This window comes from Aquicoccus porphyridii (genome assembly GCF_008369105.1).
Classification (GTDB): Bacteria; Pseudomonadota; Alphaproteobacteria; order Rhodobacterales; family Rhodobacteraceae; genus Aquicoccus; species Aquicoccus porphyridii.
Genome location: NZ_VINQ01000093.1, coordinates 1 through 535, shown reverse-complemented (window position 1 = coordinate 535; position 535 = coordinate 1). Strand labels below are relative to the sequence as shown.

Sequence of the window (535 nt, the reverse complement as noted above, 5' to 3'; positions counted from 1 at the left end):
GTCACGCCAGTGGCATTGCCGGGTAGCTATGTTCGGAAAAGATAACCGCTGAAAGCATCTAAGCGGGAAACTTGCCTCAAGATGAGATCTCACTGGGAACTTGATTCCCCTGAAGGGCCGTCGAAGACTACGACGTTGATAGGCTGGGTGTGTAAGCGTTGTGAGGCGTTGAGCTAACCAGTACTAATTGCCCGTGAGGCTTGACCATATAACACCCAAACAATCTGACGATTGTGTGTTGTAAGGTGAAGTCGACGAACCGAAAGTTCGCATGAACCGCAAAACACCTTGAAATCACATACCTGAATCCGGATAGACGTAAGCCCAAGCGAACGGATATCCAACCGAATTGCTTGACGATCATAGAGCGTTGGAACCACCTGATCCCTTCCCGAACTCAGAAGTGAAACGACGCATCGCCGATGGTAGTGTGGGGTCTCCCCATGTGAGAGTAGGTCATCGTCAAGCTCCTATCCCAAAACCCCTGGTCAGCGATGACCAGGGGTTTTGCTTTTGCGCGCGGAAAAAGGCGTGC

General features: G+C 51.2%; 2 rRNA genes. Both read left to right on the top strand.

The window, feature by feature from the left end:
* Positions 1-208: ribosomal RNA gene (locus FLO80_RS21930) — 23S ribosomal RNA — on the top strand; the annotation flags it as partial.
* A 144-nt stretch (positions 209-352) separates the two neighbouring features.
* Positions 353-468 (top strand): 5S ribosomal RNA (gene rrf / locus FLO80_RS21925).
* Positions 469-535: the final 67 nt, after the last annotated feature.